The sequence below is a fragment of the Brevundimonas viscosa genome, from assembly GCF_900116065.1.
GTDB lineage: Bacteria > Pseudomonadota > Alphaproteobacteria > Caulobacterales > Caulobacteraceae > Brevundimonas > Brevundimonas viscosa.
Genome location: NZ_FOZV01000003.1, coordinates 67,775 through 87,515 on the forward strand (window position 1 = coordinate 67,775; position 19,741 = coordinate 87,515).

General features: G+C 70.7%; 18 protein-coding genes. 14 read left to right on the top strand and 4 right to left on the bottom strand.

Going from position 1 to position 19,741, the window contains the following annotated elements; all coding sequences use genetic code 11:
- Positions 1-46 precede the first annotated feature (46 nt).
- The 7 genes from BM333_RS06720 (at position 47) to ychF (ending at position 6,782) form a co-directional block, all read left to right on the top strand.
- The gene (locus BM333_RS06720; RefSeq protein ID WP_092308796.1) at positions 47-982 is read left to right on the top strand and encodes a ribose-phosphate pyrophosphokinase; all 936 of its coding nucleotides are present in this window, start codon (positions 47-49) and stop codon (positions 980-982) included.
- A gap of 82 nt (positions 983-1,064) precedes the next feature.
- Positions 1,065-2,291, top strand: coding sequence for a hypothetical protein (locus BM333_RS06725; protein ID WP_092308799.1), 1,227 nt, complete (start codon positions 1,065-1,067; stop codon positions 2,289-2,291).
- A gap of 125 nt (positions 2,292-2,416) precedes the next feature.
- A complete protein-coding gene (locus BM333_RS06730) occupies positions 2,417-3,502 on the top strand; it encodes a hypothetical protein (protein WP_092308802.1) in 1,086 nt (361 codons plus the stop codon).
- A 150-nt stretch (positions 3,503-3,652) separates the two neighbouring features.
- Positions 3,653-4,324: a 50S ribosomal protein L25/general stress protein Ctc gene (locus BM333_RS06735; protein WP_092308805.1), complete on the top strand. Its 672-nt coding sequence runs from the start codon at positions 3,653-3,655 to the stop codon at positions 4,322-4,324.
- Between the two features lie 80 nt (positions 4,325-4,404).
- On the top strand, positions 4,405-5,034 hold the full coding sequence (gene pth / locus BM333_RS06740) for an aminoacyl-tRNA hydrolase (protein WP_092308808.1): 630 nt from the start codon (positions 4,405-4,407) through the stop codon (positions 5,032-5,034).
- A 118-nt stretch (positions 5,035-5,152) separates the two neighbouring features.
- Entirely contained in the window at positions 5,153-5,608 is a 456-nt protein-coding gene (locus BM333_RS06745; protein WP_092308811.1) for a copper chaperone PCu(A)C, read from the top strand.
- Between the two features lie 79 nt (positions 5,609-5,687).
- The gene (gene ychF / locus BM333_RS06750; RefSeq protein ID WP_092308814.1) at positions 5,688-6,782 is read left to right on the top strand and encodes a redox-regulated ATPase YchF; all 1,095 of its coding nucleotides are present in this window, start codon (positions 5,688-5,690) and stop codon (positions 6,780-6,782) included.
- Between the two features lie 9 nt (positions 6,783-6,791).
- Here ychF and BM333_RS06755 read toward each other — a convergent pair whose 3' ends face one another.
- Positions 6,792-7,208: a hypothetical protein gene (locus tag BM333_RS06755; protein WP_143105787.1), complete on the bottom strand. Its 417-nt coding sequence runs from the start codon at positions 7,206-7,208 to the stop codon at positions 6,792-6,794.
- 201 nt (positions 7,209-7,409) lie between these two features.
- On the opposite strand from BM333_RS06755, the gene BM333_RS06760 reads away from it, so the two are divergent.
- Positions 7,410-7,673 (top strand): hypothetical protein, encoded by a 264-nt coding sequence (locus BM333_RS06760; protein WP_092308820.1) that lies wholly within the window; start codon positions 7,410-7,412, stop codon positions 7,671-7,673.
- Positions 7,674-7,812: 139 nt separating this feature from the next.
- Here BM333_RS06760 and BM333_RS06765 read toward each other — a convergent pair whose 3' ends face one another.
- Positions 7,813-8,337 carry a porin family protein gene (locus BM333_RS06765; protein ID WP_092308823.1) on the bottom strand — a complete coding sequence of 175 codons (525 nt, stop codon included), beginning with the start codon at positions 8,335-8,337 and terminating at the stop codon, positions 7,813-7,815.
- A gap of 187 nt (positions 8,338-8,524) precedes the next feature.
- Entirely contained in the window at positions 8,525-11,215 is a 2,691-nt protein-coding gene (gene ppdK, locus BM333_RS06770; RefSeq protein WP_092308826.1) for a pyruvate, phosphate dikinase, read from the bottom strand.
- A 974-nt stretch (positions 11,216-12,189) separates the two neighbouring features.
- On the opposite strand from ppdK, the gene BM333_RS06775 reads away from it, so the two are divergent.
- The 3 genes from BM333_RS06775 to BM333_RS06785 all read left to right on the top strand — a co-directional run bounded on the left by BM333_RS06775 (position 12,190) and on the right by BM333_RS06785 (position 16,755).
- Entirely contained in the window at positions 12,190-13,269 is a 1,080-nt protein-coding gene (locus BM333_RS06775) for a site-specific DNA-methyltransferase (protein ID WP_092308829.1), read from the top strand.
- 125 nt (positions 13,270-13,394) lie between these two features.
- Complete coding sequence (locus tag BM333_RS06780) at positions 13,395-14,507, top strand: glycosyltransferase family 4 protein (RefSeq protein WP_092308832.1); 1,113 nt, start codon at positions 13,395-13,397, stop codon at positions 14,505-14,507.
- Between the two features lie 103 nt (positions 14,508-14,610).
- The gene (locus BM333_RS06785) at positions 14,611-16,755 is read left to right on the top strand and encodes an amylo-alpha-1,6-glucosidase (RefSeq protein ID WP_092308835.1); all 2,145 of its coding nucleotides are present in this window, start codon (positions 14,611-14,613) and stop codon (positions 16,753-16,755) included.
- Here the strand turns inward: BM333_RS06785 and mutY are convergent.
- On the bottom strand, positions 16,752-17,780 hold the full coding sequence (mutY, locus tag BM333_RS06790; RefSeq protein ID WP_092308838.1) for an A/G-specific adenine glycosylase: 1,029 nt from the start codon (positions 17,778-17,780) through the stop codon (positions 16,752-16,754). The genes BM333_RS06785 and mutY overlap by 4 nt on opposite strands.
- A gap of 22 nt (positions 17,781-17,802) precedes the next feature.
- On the opposite strand from mutY, the gene BM333_RS06795 reads away from it, so the two are divergent.
- From BM333_RS06795 to BM333_RS06805, 3 genes are all read left to right on the top strand, one after another.
- Positions 17,803-18,357 (top strand): DUF721 domain-containing protein, encoded by a 555-nt coding sequence (locus BM333_RS06795; RefSeq protein ID WP_092308841.1) that lies wholly within the window; start codon positions 17,803-17,805, stop codon positions 18,355-18,357.
- A gap of 96 nt (positions 18,358-18,453) precedes the next feature.
- On the top strand, positions 18,454-19,110 hold the full coding sequence (locus BM333_RS06800; RefSeq protein ID WP_092308844.1) for a DsbA family protein: 657 nt from the start codon (positions 18,454-18,456) through the stop codon (positions 19,108-19,110).
- Between the two features lie 16 nt (positions 19,111-19,126).
- Entirely contained in the window at positions 19,127-19,738 is a 612-nt protein-coding gene (locus BM333_RS06805) for a thioredoxin domain-containing protein (RefSeq protein WP_245777178.1), read from the top strand.
- Positions 19,739-19,741: the final 3 nt, after the last annotated feature.

Below are 19,741 nucleotides of genomic sequence, written 5' to 3' on the forward strand. Positions count from 1 at the left end.
CTCCGCGGCATGTCGCCGGGCGATGACGGCGAAAGGATGACCGGCCATGAAGCTGCTTTCCGGCAACTCCAACCGGACCCTGTCCCGGGCCATCGCCAGCCATCTGGACATGCCCCTGACCCGGACGCAGGTGAAGCGCTTCGCGGACAACGAGGTGTTCGCGATGATCGAGGAGAACGTCCGCGGCGAGGACGTCTTCGTCATCCAGTCGACCAGCTATCCGGCCAACGACAACCTGATGGAGCTGCTGATCATCACCGACGCCCTGGTGCGGGCTTCGGCGAGGCGGATCACCGCGGTGGTGCCCTACTACGGCTACGCCCGACAGGATCGGAAGACCGACGGCCGCACGCCGATCTCGGCCAAGCTCGTGGCGAACCTGATCACCCGCGCGGGAGCCGACCGGGTGCTGACCATGGATCTGCACGCCGGCCAGATCCAGGGCTTCTTCGACATTCCGACCGACAATCTCGTCGCGACCCCGGTCCTCGCCCAGGACATCCGGGAACACTACCGGAAGGGCGACGACCTGATGATCGTGTCGCCGGACGTCGGCGGCGTGGTCCGGGCGCGCTCGCTGGCCAAGCGGCTGGACGCCGATCTGGCCATCGTCGACAAGCGCCGCCCGAAGGCAGGCGAGAGCGAGGTGATGAACATCATCGGCGACGTCGAGGGGCGGCGCTGCATCCTGTTCGACGACATCGTCGATTCGGGCGGGACGCTGGTGAACGCCGCCCAGGCGCTCATCGACAAGGGCGCGGTCGAGGTCTCGGCCTACATCAGCCACGGCGTGCTGTCGGGCCCGGCCGTGCAGCGGGTCACCGACGGCCCGTTGAAGGAGCTGGTCATCACCGACTCCATCGAACAGCCGGACGAGGTGACGGACTGCAGCAAGATCCGCGTCGTCTCGGTGGCGCCGCTGATCGGCGAGGCGATCCGCCGGATCGCCAATGAAGAGTCGGTGTCCAAGCTGTTCGACTGAGCTTTTTCGGAACGGCTTCGCCTTCGCCCCATTACCGCCCGGAACGGGGGCGTTGATGACGCCGGCATTCAGAGGAGTTCCGATGCGACCGGCTTTCCTGCGCGCCAGCCTGAGCCTCGCCGCCCTTGCGGCCGCCGCTTCGATGGCGGCCGGGTGCGCCTCGCCCACCGCCCAGGCCGAAGCCGAAGCCCGGGCTCAGGCCGAGCAGGCCGCCGCCGAATACGCCCTGCGCGGCCCGTCGATCGCGCTGAACCAGTCGGTCGCGGATTCCGCAGCCACCTACATCGCCTTCGCGCGGGACATGGCCACCATCGAAGGCGGCTTCGAGAGCCCTGAGGCCATCCAGGCGGCGCTCGCCCGCGCCTCGAGCTACGATCCGGAGCAGCTGTCGCGGGGGCTGATCGCCTACGCCTCGATCCTGGCGCTGCAGTCGCCGGAGTTCGTGCAGGGCGTCCGGCAGTTCAACACCCCCGAAGCGACCCGGCAGCGGATCGTCGCCGAGATCGTCGCCGACCCCAAGCGCGCCTCCCGCCTGCCCGGGGCCGACGCTGCCGCCGGACTGATCATCGCCAGCCTGCAGACCGACGTCGAGGCGCTGAGCCGGGCGGCCAACTCCATCGAGAACGACGCGTACAACATCCAGAATCCGTGGGATCCCCGACGGGCCTGGGCCGTGACCCAGATCGCCGATCGCCAGGGACGTCTGGATGCAGCCCACGGCGACGGAGAGGCGATGTTGCCGCCGGCCGCGCTGACCGCCCGGCTGTTCGCCGCGGCCCACGACGGGACCGGGCTGGCCGTGCGGGAGGGGCGCAGGGCCCCGCCCTATCCGCCTGTCGTGGAGAACGCACTGTCGCTCGCGGCGCTGGCGGCCCTGGGGGCCGCGGGCGAGAACGCCCGGCCGAATACGGATGCGCTGCAGTTCGACTGGACCAGCCGCACTTGCATGCAGATGGCCAAGCTGAACCTGCTGCAGTGCCTGGCCGCGTCGCGCCCGAACTACGAGGACATCTTCTGCCTCGGCCGTCACGTCGTCCGCGACCTGTCCACCTGCACGCGGGGCGCCGCCCTGCCCGCCGCGATCGTCACCGTGTCAGGCCTGACCACCACAGAGGTGGTCGAGGAACCGCCCGCTCCCAGAATTGTGATCGCGCCGGACCCGGTGCTTTCGCCGCCCGCACCGCGCATCGCCCCGGGGCCCGCCATCACACCGGCCACGCCCGCCAGCCCCGCCCCGACGCGGCTCACGCCGCCGCCGACGACGCCGGCGCGGTCCCTGACCGAAAGGCTCAACACGGGCGCCGACTAGCCGGCGAGTCCCGGAGGGTGCGTTCGCCCGGCAGGATTAACCCTCGGCCAACCCTTTTTCTCGCGGTATAAGGGCCGTCAGTCATAGCTCCGCGCCGGGCCGGCGTCGGGTTGCTGGGGGTCAGTATGTTCCAGGGTCACATGCGCCGCGGCCTTGCGCTCGCCGCCGTCGCCGCCGCCGCCGTCCTCGCCGGCTGCGCCACCGACGAGCCTCCGGCTCCGCCGCCGCCGCCGCCGCCGCCGCCGGCCGTGTCGCTCAACGAGGGGGTGGCCGAGGCCGCGTCGATCTACGTCGCCTTCATGCGCGAAGCCGGGGCAATCCCTGCCGGAGGGTTCTCCGACGCTGAGTCCATCCAGGCGGCGATCCGGCGCGGCGCCGCCTACGACCCGGCCCAGCTGTCGCGCGGCTTGATCGCCTATGGATCGATCCTCGCGCTGCAGTCTCCCGAGTTCGTCCAGGGCGTGCGCCAGTACGCCGTCGATCCGGCCACGCGGGAGGAGCTGGTCGCGCGCATCATCGCAGATCCCGCCACCGCCGCCGTCCTTCCCGGCGCCGAGGCCGCCGCCAGCCTGATCGCCGGCACCCTCGGGCAGGACGCCGCCGCCATGCTCGCCATCGCCGAGGCGGTGGAGAACGACGCCTACAAGATCCAGGAGCGCGCCGATCCGCGCCGCCGCTGGGCCGTGACCCACATCGCCAATCGCGAGCAGCGCCTCGAGGGCGCCAAGACGCTCTCCGCGGCCAGCATGCTGCCGTCGGCCGAGGAGGCCGCCCGCCTGTTCGCCGCCGCCAACTCCGGCGGCGGACTGACCACGGCCGCCGCGACGGCCCGCGCGCCGTACACCCCGGCCGTGGTTCGCTCCCTGGCCCTGGCGGCGCTTGCGGCCCTGGGCGCCGGCGGCGAGGACGCCCGCCCGTATACCGAAGCCCTGACCGTCGAGCAGAACAGCGAGTTCTGCCTGAACATGTCCAAGCTGATGCTGTTCCAGTGCCTTGCGGCCTCGCGTCCCAGCTACGAGGACATGTTCTGCGTCGGCCGCCACATCGCCCGCGACCTGGCGACCTGCACCACCCAGACCATCACACCCGCGCCGCTGCCGGTCTCTCCGACGCTCGTGGCGGACGTCGACGCCGCAACGGCCGAACCGGTCGCGGCCGAAGCGGTCGCCGCTTCGGCGGCCGCCACGGCGAGCCTCGACAGCGGTCGCTGATCGACTGCGCGGGCCGCGGCCTTCGACGGTTGCGTCGGGGGCCGCCAGCGTGTAATAGCCCGCGCTCCTGAATTCGAGGGTTTCACGACCCCGCCGCGCGGGCCACTCAGGGTTGGCGCGGCGTTTCCGTTGTTTGTTGAGGCGAGCCAGATGGCCGAGATCATTCTGAACGTCGACGTCCGTGACGGCGTGGGCACCGGCGGCGCCCGCGCGGCCCGCCGCGCCGGCATGGTGCCGGGCATCCTGTACGGCGGCGACAAGGCCCCGGTGGCCATCTCGGTCAACGAGAAGGACTTCCGCAAGTCGCTCTACACCGGCAAGCTGCTGGGCCACCTGGTGACCCTGAAGTACGGCGAGGAGACCCAGCCGGTCATCGCCCGCGACGTGCAGTTCGACCCGGTGTCGGACCGTCCGCTGCACTTCGACCTGATGCGCGTCGACGAGAAGCAGACGATCAAGATCGAGATCCCGGTCCACTTCATCAACGAAGACCAGTGCCAGGCCTTCCGTCAGGGCGGCTCGCTGGAAGTGGTCCGCCACGCCGTCGAGGTGAAGGTCCGCGCCGACCACATCCCGGAAGACCTGATCGTCGACCTGGCCGGCCACAAGCTGGGCGACACCATCCGCTGGTCCGACCTGAAGGGGACCAAGGACGTCGAGCCGACCATCACCGACCGCGACTTCGTGATCGCCTCGATCAAGACCTCGTCGGCCGCCATCTCGGCCGCCGCGGACGAGGCCCAGGAGGCGGAGGCCGCCGCCGAGGCGGAAGCCGAGGTTCCGGCGACCGAACAGGCCGGGGAAGAAACCTCCGAGGGCTGATCGCCTCATCCATTGTTCTGCGGAGCGGCCCCTTCCGGTATCGGAGGGGGCCGTTTCCTTTTCAGGAGCCCGTCGCCCCCATGATCATCATCGCCGGCCTCGGCAACCCCGGTCCGAAATACCAGGGCAACCGCCACAACATCGGCTTCATGGCCGCCGACGAGATCGCGCGCCGCTGGTCGTTCGGGCCGGAACGGGCAAAGTTCCAGTCGGTGATCCGCGAAGGCGAGATCGAGACCGCGCAGGGCCGGATCAAGGTCCTGCTGATGAAGCCGCAGACCTGGATGAACGAGAGCGGCCGGGCTGTCGGAGAGGCGGCGCGGTTCTACAAGGTCGCGCCCGGCGAAGTGATCGTCTTCCACGACGAGATCGACCTCGCCCCCGGCCGGTTCCGCATGAAGACCGGCGGCGGGGCGGCCGGCCAGAACGGGGTGCGCAGCCTGATCAGTCAATTGGGGCCGGATTTCCGCCGGGCCCGACTGGGAGTCGGCCATCCCGGCCGGCCGGAGCTGGTGCACGGCTATGTGCTGGGCGACTTCCACAAGGCCGACCAGCCGTGGGTCGAGGCGCTGTTGACGGCCTGCGCGGACGCCCTGCCCTTCGCCCTGGCCGGGGACGACGACCGCTACCAGGCCGAGGTCATGCGGCTGGCCCCGGCCCCGAAATTCAGCCCGCGCCAGGCGGCGCAGGGCGCGGCGCGGGGCGGCTGACCGTGGCGGCGGAAACGCGCGACCGTGCGCCGCCCTTTGCGAATGGCGCCCGGGGCGCTATGCGGCCCCTGACGCCGCACGACGCCGGCGGACTGCGAAACGACCGAGGTATTCGCCCATGGCCCGTCTGACCCTCGCCCTCCCGGCCCTCCTGCTGCTCGCCGCCTGCGGCTCCGGCGAGGGCGGCAAGCGCGGCGCGGCGGCGGAGCCGGTGGCGGTGGGCGACGCCTGGTGTCGGCCGACGCCGAACGGGCGGCTGATGACGGGCTGCTATCTGACCATGACCGCGCGCGCCGACGACCGGCTGGTCGCCGTGACCGCCGCCGGCGCGGGCCGCGTCGAACTGCACGAGACGCGCATGGAGAGCGGCATGATGATGATGCACCCGATGGAGGCCGGCCTGCCGCTGCCGGAGGGGCGCCTCATCGAGCTGGAACCCGGCGGCAACCACATCATGGTGATGGGCCTGACGCAGCCGCTGGAGGACGGCGACAGCCTCGAACTGACCCTCGACTTCCAGCATGCGCCCGACGCCAAGGTGACCGCCTGGGTGCGCCAGCCCGAGGCCGAATAGTCCGCGCCTTGCGGGCGAGCCTGACAAACCGGTCCAGACCGGCTAAGGGCACGCGCTCACGAGGAACCTCCCCAAGACCATGGCCCTGAAAGTCGCGATCGTCGGCCTGCCGAACGTCGGCAAGTCCACCCTCTTCAACGCCCTGACGCGCACCGCCGCGGCCCAGGCGGCCAACTATCCGTTCTGCACCATCGAGCCGAACACCGGCGACGTGGCCGTGCCCGAGCCGCGGCTGCAGACGCTGGCGGCGATCGCCGGGTCGAAGGAGATCATTCCGGCGCGCATCACCTTCGTCGACGTGGCCGGCCTGGTGCGCGGCGCCTCGAAGGGCGAAGGGCTGGGCAACCAGTTCCTCGCCAACATCCGCGACTGCGACGCCGTGGCCTTCGTGGCCCGCTGTTTCGTCGACGACGACATCACCCACGTCGAGAACCGCATCGATCCGGTGTCGGATCTCGAGATCATCGAGACCGAGCTGATGCTGGCCGACCTCGAGAGCCTCGAGAAGCGGGTAGTCAACGTCGAGAAGAAGGCCAAGGGCGGCGACAAGGAAGCCCAGCAGACCCTGCGCCTGATCAACCTGGCCCTCGAGCAGCTGCGCGCCGGCAAGCCGGCGCGCCTGGCCGAAGTGTCCAAGGAGGACGAGAAGGCCTGGCACATGCTGCAGCTGCTGACCTCGCTGCCGGCGCTATACGTGGCCAACGTCGAGGAGGCTTCGGCCGACCAGGGCAACGAACTGTCGGCGAAGGTCGCCGAGCGCGCCGCCCGCGACAACGCCAACTCGGTGGTCATCTCGGCCCAGATCGAGTCCGAGATCGCCGTGCTCGACGATGAGGAGCAGAAGGAGTTCCTCGAGGGGCTGGGGCTGGTGGAGCCGGGGCTGAACCGGCTGATCCGCGAGGCCTACAAGCTGCTGGGCCTGCAGACATACTTCACCGTGGGTCCCAAGGAGGCGCGGGCGTGGACGGTGCCGGTTGGGGCCACCGCCCCGCAGGCGGCGGGCGTGATCCACACCGACTTCGAGAAGGGCTTCATCCGCGCCGAGACGGTGGCCTACGAGGATTACGTCGCTCTGCAGGGCGAAGCCAAAGCGCGCGAGGCCGGCAAGCTGCGGGCCGAAGGCAAGGCCTACGTCGTCAAGGACGGCGACGTGATGCACTTCCTGTTCAACTGACCGCGTTCCCTATCCCGCCGACGGCGGCAGGCCGGCGCCGCAGCGGGTGAGCAGGACCACAGCGCCGTCGCGATCCGGCCAGGTCAGCCGCAGCGAGTCCCCCTGGGCAGCGAGTCGAACCCGCTCGCGGGTGGTCGCGCCTTCCGCCCGGCAGGTCAGGGCCGCATCGTAGCCGCCGGCGTTCTCGTCGATGCGGTCGATCGAGCAGCTGTTCTCGTAGCCTTCGAAGCGGGTGGTGGTGATCTCGATCGGCCGTTCGGCGCCCGTGGCGTTCGAACACCAGGCGATGTCGGCGGCCCAGCGGCCGACGAAGCTGGCCGGCCCGGCGCCCGGCAGCGCGGCGCCGGCCTCCGGCGGGGCGACCGGCGGCGGGGCCGCCGCCTCGGGCGTGACCACGGGCGGCGCCGGCTGCGTGGGCGGATTCACGGTTTCGTCCCCGCATGCGGCGAGGGCGAAGACGAGCGGAACAGCAAGGTGGAGAGGCCGACGATCCTTCATGGGGTCGAAAACGCCCCCGCAACGCCGTGGCTCCGCTTCGCCTCGATCACGAAATCGCGGTCAAGCTTGCATCCGGCGGAAGTTTTTGCGAGGCGTTCTCCCGTGTCGAGAACAAAGGGGGTGTCCCGAATGGCTCAGAACACGACCCCGTGGGGAGCCCAGATCGATCCGCTGGCGCAGGACGTCGCGGCGGTGCTCAAGCGGATGGGGGGCTCGGCCCACCAGCGCGACGTGGTCCAGTGCGTCGCGGCGCTCAAACGACAGCGGGGCGAGACCGTGGCGCAGGATCTGGCCGCAAGGGTCATCGAGGTGTTCGAGCGCTATCGCGACCTGTTCTTCCGGCCCTTTGGCGAAGGGTCCATGCGCTGGGCGCTGCAACCCGGCGTCGCCTGAGCCCGAGCCTCCGCCCATGACATGAGGCCCGCGACCGAAGTCGCGGGCCTTGTCGTTTCACGACGATGTCGCGCTTGTCGCCAAGGACGCGAATGTCCTGGCCGCGATGTCTCGTCTATCGCGGCCGGAATGTATCGTCCTAGAAGCGGCGCACGTAGCTGAGGCCGTAGGTGTCGACCTCGCCGGCGTCATCCTGGAAGTCGCGGCGCGTCCAGTCCGCGCGCAGGCCGTTCTGGCCGTCGAAGAACCAGTTGGCGCCGGCCCCGTAGTTGATGCTCTCGCCGTCCTCGCTGACGTCGACGCCGGCGACCTCGGCCTTCAGCGAGGTGGTGCCGTAGCCGACGCGGCCGAACAGTTCGAGATTGGGGTTCACCGGCACCGTGCCGACGAGATAGGCCGCGGCGTCGTACTCGTGCTCGAGCGTGCCGTCGACGCCGCCGACGGTGATGTCCTCGTCCTGGACGCCGACAGAGGCCTCGCCCTCGATGCCGACGTAGGGATTGAAGCGGTAGCCGAGACGGCCGGTCACCGCGCCGAGGTTGCCCTGGTCGCCGTCGAAGTGGGTGTAGCCGATCGAGCCGGTGACCGGCGACGTCGGAACCTGCGCCATCGCGGGCGCGGCGATCAGAGTAAGGGCGGCGGTTGCGAGAAGAACGTTACGCATTGTTTCTTTGTATCCTCTAGATGTGGTCGCCGCACGACGACCAGCCCCATCCAGCGGGATACAAATGGGCGGCCCTCACGCCCGTTCCAGACCTCGGTGACATCTGGAAACCGGGTGTGAACACTGAGACACAGACATCGATACGCCAATCGTGACTTAACGGCGGCGTTTTCGAGGCTGACGGACTCTAGTGGTCCTTTTCGCGCTCCGTGCCGGCCCGGGCGTCCAGCGCGGCCTGGGCGGCGGCGAGGCGGGCGATCGGCACGCGGTAGGGCGAGCAGCTGACGTAGTCGAGGCCGACGGTCTCGCAGAAGGCGATCGAGGCCGGGTCGCCGCCGTGCTCACCGCAGATGCCCATCTTGACGCCCTCGCGGGCGCCCCTGCCCCGCTCGGCGGCGATGCGGATCAGGTCGCCAACGCCGTCCTGGTCGAGGCGGACGAAGGGATCGGTCTCGAAGATGCCCTTGTCCATATAGGCCTGCAGGAAGCGGCCGGAGTCGTCGCGGCTGATGCCGAAGGTGGTCTGGGTCAGGTCGTTGGTGCCGAAGCTGAAGAACTGGGCGTGCTGGGCGAGGTCAGCGGCGCGCAGGGCGGCGCGCGGCAGTTCGATCATGGTGCCGACCAGATACTCGACCCGGTCGCCGGCCTCGGCGAAGACGGCTTCGGCGGTGCGGTCGGTGAGCTCGCGCAGGAACTTCAACTCGAGGCCGAGGGCAACCAGCGGGTGCATGATCTCGGGGATCGGGGCCACGCCCGAGGTCTTCTTCACCTCCAGAGCCGCCTCCAGCACGGCCCGCACCTGCATCTCGTAGATCTCGGGATAGGCGACGCCGAGGCGGCAGCCGCGGTGGCCGAGCATGGGGTTGGTCTCGTGCAGCTCCTTCGCCCGGCGTTTCAGCTTGGCGGCGTCGAGCCCCTGCGCCGCGGCCAGGGCCTCGATCTCGCCCTCCGAATGCGGGATGAACTCGTGCAGCGGCGGGTCGAGCAGGCGCACGGTGACCGGCAGGCCGCTCATGATGGTGAACAGCTCGACGAAGTCCGACTTCTGGAACGGCGCGATCTTCGCCAGCGCCGCCCGGCGGCCGGCCTCGTCGTCGGCGAGGATCATCTCGCGCACGGCGGCGATACGGGTGTCGTCGAAGAACATGTGCTCGGTGCGGCACAGGCCGATGCCCTCGGCCCCGAAGCCGCGCGCGGTCTTTGCATCCAGCGGCGTCTCGGCGTTGGCGCGCACCTTCAGGCGGCGGACCTTGTCGGCCCAGGCCATCAGGGTCTGGAAGTCGCCGGTCAGCTCGGGTTCGATCATCGGCACAGCCCCGGCCATCACCTCGCCCTTCGAGCCGTCGATGGTGACGATCTCGCCGGCGGCGAAGGTGCGGCCGCGAGCGGTGAAGGTCCCGGCCTTCTCGTCGATGTGGATTTCGCCGGCGCCGGAGACGCAGGGACGGCCCATGCCGCGGGCGACGACGGCGGCGTGGCTGGTCATGCCGCCACGGGCGGTGACGATGCCGCGGGCGGCGTGCATGCCGTGGATGTCCTCGGGCGAGGTCTCCTCGCGCACGAGGATGACGGCGTCGCCGAGCTGGCTGAGGCGCTCGGCCTCGTCGGCGTCGAAGACGATCTTGCCCGTGGCCGCGCCGGGCGAGGCCGGCAGGCCGGCGGCGACCACTTCGCGCGCCGCCTTCGGATCGAGGGTCGGGTGGAGCAGCTGGTCGAGGGCGGCCGGCTCGACGCGGCTGACCGCTTCCTCCTCGCTGATCACCCCCTCCGCCGCGAGATCCACGGCGACCTTGAGCGCCGCCTTGGCGGTGCGCTTGCCGTTGCGGGTCTGCAGCATCCACAGCCGGCCCTGCTCGACCGTGAACTCGATGTCCTGCATGTCGCGGTAGTGGGTCTCGAGTTTCCCAACAACTTCAACGAATTGGGAGAAGACCTCGGGCATCGCCTCCTCCATGGAGGGGGCGGTCTCGCCCATCTCCTCGCGCCCGGCCCTGGTCAGCGACTGCGGCGTGCGGATGCCCGCGACGACGTCCTCGCCCTGGGCGTTGATCAGGAACTCGCCGTAGAGCTTCGCCTCGCCGGTGGAGGGATTGCGCGTGAAGGCCACGCCGGTGGCCGAGGTGTCGCCCATGTTGCCGAACACCATCGACTGGACGTTCACCGCGGTGCCCCAGCTCTCGGGGATGTCGTGCATGCGGCGATAGAATTTGGCCCGGTCGTTCATCCAGCTGGCGAAGACCGCGCCGATGGCGCCCCACAGCTGGTCGTGCGGGTCCTGGGGGAAGGGCTGGCCGAGTCGGTCCTCGACCACCTGCTTGTAGGCGGCGACCACCTTCTCCCAGTCTTTCGCCGTGAGGTCCGTGTCGACGGTGACGCCGAGCCGGTCCTTGTGGTCGTCCAGCACCTCCTCGAAATCGTCGTGGGCGAGGCCCAGCACCACGTTGGAGTACATGGTGATGAAGCGACGGTAGCTGTCGAGGGCGAAGCGGCGGTCGCCGGACAGGGCGGCGAGCCCCTCCACCGTCTCATCGTTGAGGCCGAGGTTGAGAACGGTGTCCATCATGCCGGGCATGGAGGCGCGGGCGCCCGAGCGGACCGAGACCAGAAGCGGATTCTGCGGATCGCCGAAGGTCTTGCCGACGACCGACTCCACCTGCTCGAGTCCGGCCTTCACCTGGGCCTCGAGATCGGCGGGGTAGGATCGGCCCTGCTGGTAGTAGTGGTTGCAGGCCTCGGTGGTGATGGTGAAGCCTGGCGGCACGGGAAGGCCCAGCGCCGACATCTCGGCGAGGTTGGCGCCCTTGCCGCCGAGAAGGTTCTTCATCGAAGCGTCGCCGTCGGCCGAGCCGCCGCCGAAGCCGTACACCCACTGAGTCATCAAGCAGCCCCTGAGCCGTGGTTCGTCGCGGCGGATTCGCTCCGGCCGCGGTCTGTGGCCCCGCTTAGCGCGCCGGAAGCGGCAAGGCGAGGCCGAGGGTGTAACAAAACGTGAGCGGCTGTGACGGTTCCGGCGCAGCACCGTTCGGCCTCCGGCGGAGCTCCGCTGGAAGGGTGGGAAGGGCGCGGGGCGCCGGGCCTCGCCCGGTCTGTGAGTGGGTTACCGTTTCGACGAGACTGACGCCCCGCGCGGTCGTTGGGTCGCGCGCTCTCCGGTTGGCGGCCCTGATATTCGAGCCTAGCCGGATCTCCGCCGGGACCGTTGCCGGGCCCGACGCGGGGCGGACATGACGGCGCTCTTGAGACGCCGACAGCAGTCCGCAATCCATTGGCGCGCGGCGAGCAAGCGGCAGGATCCACTCCCTGCCGACGAGGACCCCGGGACTGCCCTTCGCCCCGGCTTCATCGCTCGACCACAGCCCGCCGTCGTCGAGGTCGTGGATCCGACGCCCTCCCCATCGACGGGATGGGAGGAGCGTAGGGGCGGTTTTTCCTATGGCGGGTTCATGACGCTGCCTGCCGGTGTTTGTTCAATGAAAACAGCGGGCGATGCGGGCGAGATAGGGGACTTAAACATTAACTCCCGGCGCCTGGGCGGGGTTTGGCGCCGCGGGTTCATCACGAAGGACACGAAGGGGGCACGCAGGACATGAAGGGGCCGGCGTGTTCTGCGGCGGCCGCAGGGCGGCGTCATCGCTCCCGACTGCAGGCCTTCGGCCCGCGGGCGGCGGCGACGGGCGCGCTCCCGGCCTCGCCCCTCCACCGCTTCGCGGTCCCCCTCCCCCCGCCTGCGGCGCGGGGAGGAAACGTCGTCGCCGCCGGCAGGCACGGGCGGTGCGCGCCGGGCGCGCCGCTTACCCCGCCTTAACCGTAAGGATTCACCTTGCCGGTCTCAGAGTTGCGGGGCCGGGTTCCATGTCCGAGTTGAAGACCGACGTCATCCATCGGGGCGACTGCATCGAGGTGCTGCGCTCGCTGCCCGACGCCTCGGTGGACATGGTCTTCGCCGACCCGCCGTATAACCTGCAGCTGGGCGGCGACCTGCTGCGGCCGGACAATTCCAAGGTCGACGCCGTCGACGACGACTGGGACAAGTTCGCCAGCTTCGCCGATTACGACGCCTTCTCACGCGCCTGGCTGACCGAATGCCGGCGCGTGCTGAAGCCGGAAGGCTCGATCTGGGTGATCGGCAGCTACCACAACGTGTTCCGGCTGGGGGCCGCGATCCAGGACCTCGGCTTCTGGGTGCTGAACGACATCATCTGGCGCAAGTCGAACCCGATGCCGAACTTCAAGGGCACCCGGTTCACCAACGCCCACGAGACGCTGATCTGGGCCGCCCGGTCGCGCGAGCAGAAGCGCTACACCTTCAACTACGACGCCCTGAAGGCCTTCAACGAAGACACCCAGATGCGCTCGGACTGGACGCTGGCGTTGTGCACCGGCGAGGAGCGGCTGAAGGACGACGAGGGCAAGAAGGCGCACCCGACGCAGAAGCCCGAAGCCCTGCTGCACCGGGTGCTGCTGGCGGCCACCCGGCCGGGCGACGTGGTGCTGGACCCCTTCTTCGGCACCGGCACCACGGGGGCGGCGGCGAAACGGCTGGGCCGGCGGTTCGTCGGCATCGAGCGCGACGAGGGCTATGCGAAGCTGGCCGAGAAGCGGATCAAGGCGGTGGTTCCGGCCGCGCCGGAAGACCTGGCGGTGATGGGCTCCAAGCGGGCCGAGCCGAAGGTGCCGTTCGGCGCCCTCGTCGAGGCCGGTCTGCTGCGGCCCGGCGACCGGCTGTACTGCCCCAAGGGCGAGCGCGAGGCGCGGGTGCGCGCCGACGGCTCGCTGGCCTACGGCGACCTGACCGGCTCGATCCACAAGCTGGGGGCGCTGCTGGAGAATGCGCCGGCCTGCAACGGCTGGACCTACTGGCGCTTCAAGACCGACCAGGGGCTGCGCTCCATCGACGCCTTGAGGGCCGAAATCCGCGCCGGCATGCAGTGACGCTCCAGAAAGCCCTGTAAACTCTGTAACCCGCCGGGAAGTTTGCAGAAATCGCCGTTCGGAAGGGGAACCTTTCGCACGTGCGAAGGTTTGCGATGGGCTGTCATCCATTGCGAGCGCGCGCTATGAAAATCGCCCAGGTGACGCCTCTGTACGAGGCGGTTCCGCCGAAACTGTACGGCGGCACGGAGCGGGTCGTCGCTCACCTCACCGACGCCCTCGTCGACCTCGGACACGAGGTCACCCTGTTCGCCGCGGCCGACGCCGAAACCCGTGCACGGCTGATCCCGGTGCGGGACCAGGCCATCCGGCTGGACCCGACGCCGCTCAAGTCCGATCTCGCCGCCCACATGGCGATGCTGGCCGAGGTCAAGGCGCGGGCCGACGAGTTCGACATCATCCATTTCCACACCGACATGATCCACTTCCCGTTCTTCGAGCGGATGGCGGACAAGACCATCACCACCCTGCACGGGCGGCTGGACCTTAAGGATCTCGCCGGCGTGTACCGGCGCTGGCCGGAGTTCGGGCTGGTGTCGATCTCCGATGACCAGCGCCACCCGCTGCCCGGCGCCAACTGGAAGGCGACGGTCCACCACGGCATGCCCGCGGAGCTGTACAGCTTCTCACCGAAGTCCGACGGCTACCTCGCCTTTCTCGGTCGGATCTCGCCGGAGAAACGGCCGGATCGCGCCATCGAGATCGCCGCCAAGCTCGGCAGGCCGCTGAAGATGGCGGCCAAGGTCGACGCCGCCGACAAGGTCTACTGGGACACCGTGATCCGGCCGATGATCGAGGCCCACCCGAACGTCGAGTTCGTCGGCGAGATCGGCGACCACCAGAAGTCGGCCTTCCTCGGCGGGGCCGAGGCCCTGTTGTTCCCCATCGACTGGCCCGAACCGTTCGGCCTGGTGATGATCGAGGCCATGGCCTGCGGGACGCCGGTGGTGGCCTTCCGCTGCGGTTCGGTGCCGGAGATCGTCGAGGACGGCGAGACCGGCTTCGTGGTCGAGACGCTGGAGCAGGCGGTGGCCGCCGCCGACCGGGCCCGGCTGCTGGATCGCGAGGCCATCCGGGCGCACTTCGAGCTGCGCTTCTCGGCCACCGCCATGGCCCGCCGCTATCTGGACGTCTACGGCGACCTGCTGGCCCGCCGGCCGTTCGCCGAGGAGCCGCTGCCGGAGGTGGTGACGCCGCTGCGCCCGGCGGAAGACCGCAGCTTCGCCGCCATCGCCTGAACCCCGACGGCCCTTCGTCCATTACCGTACGCAAGGCCGCCATATGGCGTCCGCATTCGGGCGGCAGCCTGTCTGCGTTCCTGAAGCCCCCGTGAGGAGATCGATGGACGACGCCTATACGGTGAAGGTGACGGCGCTGGAATCCGGCGAGGAGACACCCGAACAGTTGCAGGCGCTCAAGTCGGGCGACTGCTTTCTCGTGGCGGACGGCTGGGGCGACCTGAGGGAGGGCGCCGAGGGCCTGTTCGACAACGACACCCGCATCCTGTCGCGGCTGGTGCTGCGGGTCGGGCAGGCGCGGCCGTCGCGACTGAGTTCGGGCGTGTCGCAGGACAACGTCTTCTTCACCTGCCATTCCACCAACCGCCCGCTGCCCCCGATGGGGGGCAAGTCGGCACCGGCGGGGGTGCTGCATCTGGAGCGCCGCCGGTTCCTGTGGGAGCGGCGGATGTTCGAACGCATCCGCATCTCCAACCATGGCGTCGAGGACGTGCTGCTGCCGCTGTCGGTCGACTACGGGGCCGACTTCGCCGACATCTTCGAGGTGCGCGGCACGGTGCGCGCGCGCAAGGGCGAGATCGCCCCGCCGGGCACCGACGGGCGGCGGGTGACGTTCAGCTACATGGGTCTGGACGGCGTCGAACGGCGCAGCTGCGTCGCCTTCTCGGAGCCGCCGGCGCGGATGAGCGCTTCGCGGGCCGAGTTCATGTTCAGCTTGCCGCGCGGGCGGACGCTCGACCTGTACGTCGAGTGCGGCGCCGACCGATGCGACGCGCCCTCCCCCGAGCGCTGGCGGGTGCACGCGTTGCAGGCGCGGCTGGCGATGCGGGCCAAGCGGCGGCGTGGCGCGTCGCTGCGGGGACCGCGCAGCCCGCGCTTCAACGACTGGCTGGACCAGTCGCGCGCCGACGTGGCGCTGCTGACCACCGAACTGCCGACCGGGCCCTACCCGTACGCGGGCACGCCATGGTTCTCGACGCCGTTCGGGCGGGACGGGATCATCACCGCCTGGCAGATGCTGTGGCTGGATCCGTCGCTGGCCAAGGGGGTGTTGACCTACCTCGCCATGCGGCAGGCGACGGAGAGCTCGGCCTTCGCGGACTCGGCGCCCGGCAAGATCATGCACGAGACCCGGCGCGGCGAGATGTCGGCGCTGGGGGAGGTGCCGTTCGGCCTCTATTACGGCGGCGTCGACACGACCTGCCTGTTCGTGGCGCTGGCGGGGGCCTACGCCCGGCGGACCGGCGACCTCGAGACGATCCGGCGGCTGTGGCCGAACCTGATCGCCGCCGTGGGCTGGATGAAGGACTACGGCGACGTCCAGGGGACCGGCCTGATCGCCTACCAGCGCGCCGCCGAGACCGGCCTGTCGAACCAGGGCTGGAAGGACTCGGAGGATTCCATCTTCCACAGCGACGGCCGCTTTCCGAAGGGACCGATCGCGCTGCTGGAGGTGCAGGGCTACGCCTACTCGGCCTGGCAGGCGATGGCCGACCTCGGGCGGGCGCTGGACGATCCGGGAGCGGCGGAGTGGGCGGCGAAGGCGGAGAGCACCCGCGACCTGGTCGAGGAGCGCTTCTGGCTGGAGGACGAGCAGTTCTACGCCGTGGCGCTGGACGGCGACGGGGCGCCGTGCCGGGCCATCGCCTCGAACGCCGGCCACCTGCTGTTCACCGGCCTGCCCTCGGCGGACCGGGCGCGGGCGGTGACGCGGCGCATGCTGTCGGCGGAGTTCCGCTCGGGCTGGGGCATCCGCACGCTGGCCACGGGGCAGGCGCGGTTCAACCCGATGAGCTACCACGACGGCTCGGTGTGGCCGCATGACACGGCGATGGCGGCGGCGGGGATGGCCCGCTACGGCGAGCGCCGGGCGGTGGCCATGCTGCTGAACGAGATCTATTCGGCGGCGACGCATTTCCAGCTGCGGCTGCCGGAACTGTTTTGCGGCTTCGAGCGCCTGACCGGGGAGCCCCCGATCGCCTATCCGGTCGCCTGTCTGCCGCAGGCCTGGGCCGCCGGGTCGGTGTTCATGATGATGCAGGCGGCGCTGGGGGTGAGCGTCGACGCCATCGAGGGGCTGGTGGAGGTGGACGACCCCACCCTGCCGCCGGGGATCGAGCACCTGGTGCTGTCGAACCTGCAGGTCGGGGAGGCAGTGGTCGACGTGGCTTTCGAGCGGCTGAACGGCCAGACCGTGGTGGCGCCGCGTCGCCACCGGGGCGATGTGCGGGTGCGGATGCTGCGCTAGCCGGCGAGGCCGCGCTCGAGCGCCTTGCGGAAGACGGTGGGCAGGGCGGTTCGGGCCTCGTCGGGAGCGCTCCACAGGAAGTCACCCCTTCCCTGCCCGGTCCGGACCGTCAGGGTGAGCGCGAAGTGGGTGAAGACGTGCTCGACCGCGCCGGCGTCGCGCCAGTCGGCGGCGGCGGGGGGCGGCGCTTCGGCGACCGCCGGACCCCAGTCGGAGGTGGGCAGGCCGAGCATGCCGCCCAGCAGCCCTTTTTCCGGACGGCGGACGAGGGCGACGCGGCCCTGTCCGTCGCGCAGCACCCAGGCGACGCCGTGGCGACGGGGGCGCTCGGTTTTCGGGGCTTTCAGGGGCCAGCGTTCCGGGGTCCCGGACGCGAAGGCGGCGCAACGGACGGTGAGCGGGCAGGCGTGGCACAGCGGGCGGCCCGGACGGCAGACGGTCGCGCCGAGGTCCATCAGGGCCTGGGCCCAGTCGCCGGGGCGATCGTCGGCGACCAGCGAGGCGGCGAGGCGGCGCAACTCCGGCTTCGCCGCCGGCAGCGGCGTCCCGACCGCGAACAGCCGCGCCATGACCCGCTCGACATTGCCATCCACCACATTGGCCGGGCGGCCGAAGGCGATCGCGGCCACGGCGGCGGCCGTGTAGGGGCCGACGCCCGGCAGGGCCAGCAGGCCGGCCTCGGTGTCCGGGAAGACGCCGCCGTGGTCGCGGGCGACGGCGCGGGCGCAGGCCAGCAGGTTGCGGGCGCGGGCGTAGTAGCCGAGCCCCGCCCAGGCGGCCATGACCTCGGCGTCCGCCGCCGCGGCGAGGTCGGAGACGGTCGGCCAGCGGGCGGTGAAGGCCTCGAAATATGGGGCGGCGTGGACCGTGGTGGTCTGCTGCAGCATCACCTCGGACAGCCACACGCGGTAGGGGTCGGGTCGGACGCCGCCGGTCGTCCGCCAGACCAGCGGCCGGGCGTGGGCGTCGTACCAGTCGAGCAGGGCGGCGCGCAGGGCGGGAACGTCGGCGGGGACGAGAGGCATCGATCCGCGCTATAGACCAGGAATGCGCCGCCCGCTGCCCACCGATGACGAGGTTCGCGAAATCCTGTCGCGCCGGCGCACCCGCCCGGCTCCGCGCCCGGCCCCGAAGGCGGGCCGCGCCCTGCAGGGGCTGATCCGCGAACTGGACGCGAAGCTGGGCCGCGGCGCCGGGGCGCTGGAGCCGCGCTGGCGCGAGATCATCGGCGAGCGGCTGGCGCGGGTGACGCGGCCGCAGAAGCTGACCCGGGGCCGCGACGGCCGCGGCGGGACGCTGGAGCTGCGCGTCGCCGGGCCGGCGGCGCTGCTGGTGCAACACCAGTCGGAGGAGATCCTGCAGCGGGTCAACCTGTTCCTCGGCCCGGGCAGCGTGGAGAAGCTGCGCATCGCCCAAGGGCCGGTGAAGCCGCTCGCCGACGCGCCGGCGCCGCCGCGGCGCAAGGCCGCGCAGCCTCCGCTGCCGGCGTCGGTGGAGGCGGAACTGAAGGCGGGCGTCGAGGCCGCGCCGGAGCCCCTGAAGGGGCCGCTGGAGCGATTGGGCCGGGCGGTGCTCGGCGAAGGCGGCCGCGGCTCCCGTTGACAAAACTTCGCCGCTTCTGTTCTCGAAACCACGGACGCGCGAATTTGCGGGGAATCGCGCGATGCTCCCGAATCCCGTGCCAGTGAGGAAGACGCCATGAGCGCCACGAAGTCGAAATTCGCCGCCATGAGCCGCCGGGCGGCGATGACCGCCGCGGCGCTGGCCTCGATGGCCGCCCTGGCCGGCTGCGGCGGCGGCGGCGGCGCGGGCGCGGCCGCCGAGGGCGACATGGCCATGGGCGCCCCGGAAGGCGCCAAGGTGACGGTGGTGGAGTACGCCTCGGTCACCTGCCCGCACTGCGCCGCCTGGCAGGAAGAGGTTTGGCCGGCGTTCAAGACCAAGTACGTCGACACCAACAAGGTGCGCTACGTCTTCCGCGAACTGCCGACTCCGCCGGCGAACGTCGCCGTGGCGGGCTTCATGGTCGCCCGCTGCGCCGGCGAGGACAAATATTTCGACGTGGTCCACGCCATCATGGAGAGCCAGGAGGAATGGCGCGCCGGCGTGAACCCGCGCGACACCTTGTTCCGCGTCGGCAACGGCGCCGGTCTGTCGAACCAGCAGATCGAGGAATGCATCAAGGACCCCGAAGGCATCAAGGCGGCCGACGAGCGCGCCCGCGCCGCCCTGGCCGCCGGCGTCAGCGGCACGCCGGCCTTCTTCGTCAACGGAACCCAGGTGATCACTCCGGGCGGCGAGGGCGCGAGCCTCGAGGACCTGTCCAGGGCCATCGACGCCGAGCTGGCGAAGTAGGACGGCCATGGCGGCGGTGCGGCGTTCCCTGCTGATCGCGGCGCTGGCCCTTCTGGCGCCGCTGGCGGCCGCGCCGGCCGCGGCGCTGGAGCCGGTCGCCCCGGTGACCGCCGCCGACCGGACCATCGGCCGCGCCGACGCGCCGGTGACGGTGATCGAGTACGCCTCCTTCTCCTGTCCGACCTGCGCCAACTGGCACCAGCTCGTCTGGCCGGTGTTCAAGCGGCGGCTGGTCGACACCGGTCAGGTGCGGTTCGTGTTCCGCAACCTGCCGACCCAGCCGGAACAGATGTCGCTGCCGGCCGCGGCGCTGGCCCGCTGCGCGGCGCCGGAGCGGTTCTTCGAGGTGACCTCGATCCTCATGGCCGGTCAGGCGGCGGTGCTGCGCGGCGGCGACCGCGAGGACTGGTACGCCCCGGCCATCGCCGCCAGCGGCCGGACCCAGGCCCAGATCGAGGCGTGCGCGACGACGCCGGCCACGCGCGCGGCGATCAACCGCGACGTCGAGACGGCCCACGCCGCCGGGGCGCATCACACGCCCAGCTTCTTCGTCAACGGCCGGCCGGTGAGCGATCGGTCGCTGGGCGGGCTGGAAGTCGCCGTGCGCGCCGCACTGGCAGAGCGCTGAGGA